Genomic DNA, 2,916 nt, shown 5'->3' on the forward strand with positions numbered 1-2,916 from the left:
GTTTGAGGCAGTGATGTAGCGAGCAACCATGGGTCATTGGCTGATTTTCTATAAACCTTATTGGTTTTAGAAAGCCTTTTCTTACCTGAATGATTCAGCGATTGTCGACCTTTGCTCCGTTGCTTATAAAGCACTAATCTGCAGGCTAATTGATTACTTCTCGCAATTGCTCCGTTAAACGACTTAGGGCAGCCCGTTGCTTTAGTGTATAAGTGAGTAATACATTGCCATACATTGTCATCAATACTATAGAAGTTGGGCAAACGTATTCGCCCAACAAAGTCCCACCCATGCGCTAAAACAGCCCGAAACCAAGGTGTTTTAAAGCCAGCGTCAGTGACTATAATTGGTTTACTTGTATCGGCTAATATTCTAGCCAAGTTTGTTAAAAACTGTTGATGAGTCTTAGGTTTCTCTTTAGTTTTAACGCTATGCACTTCTTCGTACAAACAAATTCCACGACCATGTGATGCAAGGGGTGCTCGAAGTAAAAAGTGTCCTTTGTGTTCATCTAAGTCAGACCAATCTACTAAAATAATAGGACGAATTGCTTTACCTATCGTGAATTTAGCTAACGATTGGTAGATTGAAAAAGCTTCCTGTTGCAAATGAGTATTGGATAACAACCTATCTGCTCGTTTTATTCTGTGCTTTTCTTTCGTTTTCGAGTTAATGCCTCGGCCAAGATTAGTCACGGTTGCATTTGAGCCCATTAATAGGCTTTCAAGTGATGAAACTAAAGAATTTCGTCGTCTAGCGTGCATTTTAGGGGTGACAAGAGTGAGGGTTTTCTTCAATATAGGGAGCGCATTCATGGTGTTTCCGGTTGGTTATTTTTGTTTGGCGATAGATCTGATCACCAAACACCATGAATGTTCCCTTCGGTTCAAATTATTTCATTGATATATAAGAATTATTTGTGGGGATAGCTCAGGATCAGAGTTGTTGATTAACCAATGGAGTCAGATCAAATTAAAAATTTGGTTTGACTTTTTTTATGGGCAAAATTAAAAGTAGCCTGAGCAGTGGTTTCCGGTAGAAGTGGTCAGGTGTTACCAGCGGTGTGGGCAAATGAATGCAGCGCCACTACTTAGCATTAAAATTAACCAGGCACTTGAATACAGTAAATAAAAACACTTTAGTCAAAGCGCTTGAACAGATGTACTCAAATAAAGAAATAAGAGCCATCTATAATGTTGAGCACCTTATTTATTTTGGAAAACGTGTAGAGCTACGTAGCGACGGAGAGATTAAAGCAGCTGATATATATACTGCCTTAGCAAATGAAAATCATTGTGATGATACCAGGGGTTTGATGTCGCTTCTTTCATTTAACAACCCAGACAATGAATTTGCCATCAGTATTCCAGCACCTGGTAAACCAAGTGAATATATTCTCCCATTAAACAACCGCAGCAAAGATAACCCTGAGAACTTTACCGCTGAAGTCTTAATGCACCTTAAACGGTTTACTTTAGACCCTGCATTAGAAGCTGGCGCAATAATTTGTGTAAGCAATCACCTGACCACAAATAAACAGCAATGGCATGGGCGCCATTATATTAAATTAGCTTTCCTTGAGCATAATGAGGAATTTCGTTTTGTCGTGCGTCGTGGCAGCAAAACGTATATAGACATCAAACAGGCAATCGATGCCAATCAAGAAAGTGACAGCTATATCACAGAGGCGCGTAAACAATACCCTAACCATGTTGTGATGCAGTACATCGAACAAGATCATCGTTATACAGCATCAAAAGGTGAGTATGAACTATTATCATTAGCACGAGAAAAAGTGTATAGCACGAATACTGAGATGCTGGTTTCACATTTAATATGTGATCGCTTCTAGATAAAACATCAGGAAAGTATATGAATCAATTAGAAAGGCTTATCATTAACTCTCTTTAGTTTACTTGAGAGAATTAACTATTAGAGTTTGAATACAACATAAAGGGGCTATCTGCCCCTTTAAAGTTTTAGAGCCTTAGTGCTCTCCCTCATTTGCTAGCACTGACCTAAATAGGAACTATGATGGGTGAAGTAGCTACCCACTTTATGCCAATGATCCCACTCGGCATTTTCACCATCCGTTTTAGGAAGAAAGTTATCGATACGATCAGAAATTCCAAGCCCCCCGACAAATGCAGTAACCATTGAAAGAGAACCACCAGATCTACAATTAGTATAATAAGCACCCCTTAACATTGATGCATCCCAAAAATACCAGAACACTCTATCTTTGACGGCGATAAACTCACTAAATTTATCTACCCCATAGTGGCTTACGCCACCTGTGGACTGCGATACTATTTGGCCGTCACACTTATAAACAATACCCGACCAAATCTCATCTTTATAACACCCATGATCAACATAAACTGATACCCTACCATTATAGTTAGTCACACAATTCTCTCCAAGGGAATCGCAAACCTCTACTTCAAAAGTGTGTTTACCGCTCATTCTAATGTTTTTTCGAAGGAAGCTAGTATCTGTTAGTCCTGAACCAAATTTATACTTAATAGCTCCATTTGGTTTGTACACATAAAGGTTATAAGTAGGGTTATTGTAGAGGTTAGGATAATAGTTGCTCCAAGATAACAAAGTATCCTCCCCCATATTCAATCTTGTTTTTGACGCAGTAAAGTAATTACTTGCATGGGCATTGTTAGCAACAATGATCAAGATAATAAATAATAGGTTTAGAAAAATAGATTTATTCATTGAGTGTATTCCTTACGTTATTGTTCCAAAGGAATATGAAAAGTACTCATATTCCTTTATGAGTTCTGAGGATGTAGGTTATTTCTTTTGAACCATGTATTCAAGTTTAGATGATTGTAGTGGCACAATAAATTTGGCCATCTAATTAGAGGTGATAGAATCACCGCAACTGATTAGGTATTAATATGA

The 2,916-nt window shown here is 38.1% G+C and carries 3 protein-coding genes; 1 reads left to right on the forward strand and 2 read right to left on the reverse strand.

Translation table 11 applies throughout. The features are described from left to right. A partial coding sequence (locus Q4489_RS18105; protein ID WP_303483320.1) for an IS4 family transposase occupies window positions 1-815 on the reverse strand: 815 nt, incomplete at its 3' end. A 260-nt stretch (window positions 816-1,075) separates the two neighbouring features. Between Q4489_RS18105 and Q4489_RS18110 the strand changes: the two genes are divergently transcribed. Further along, the gene (locus Q4489_RS18110) at window positions 1,076-1,852 is read left to right on the forward strand and encodes a hypothetical protein (RefSeq protein WP_303483323.1); all 777 of its coding nucleotides are present in this window, start codon (window positions 1,076-1,078) and stop codon (window positions 1,850-1,852) included. A gap of 155 nt (window positions 1,853-2,007) precedes the next feature. Here Q4489_RS18110 and Q4489_RS18115 read toward each other — a convergent pair whose 3' ends face one another. Then, the gene (locus Q4489_RS18115) at window positions 2,008-2,727 is read right to left on the reverse strand and encodes a hypothetical protein (protein WP_303483326.1); all 720 of its coding nucleotides are present in this window, start codon (window positions 2,725-2,727) and stop codon (window positions 2,008-2,010) included. Between the last annotated feature and the right edge of the window lie 189 nt (window positions 2,728-2,916).

Source organism: Thalassotalea sp. 1_MG-2023 (genome assembly GCF_030546745.1).
In the GTDB taxonomy this organism is placed as follows: Bacteria; Pseudomonadota; Gammaproteobacteria; order Enterobacterales; family Alteromonadaceae; genus Thalassotalea_C.

Bases quoted from the DNA above. Each gene is read 5' to 3' on its own strand.
- Q4489_RS18110 (WP_303483323.1), top strand. From the start codon at position 1,076: ATGCAGCGCCACTACTTAGCATTAAAATTAACCAGGCACTTGAATACA.
- Q4489_RS18115 (WP_303483326.1), bottom strand. From the start codon at position 2,727: ATGAATAAATCTATTTTTCTAAACCTATTATTTATTATCTTGATCATT.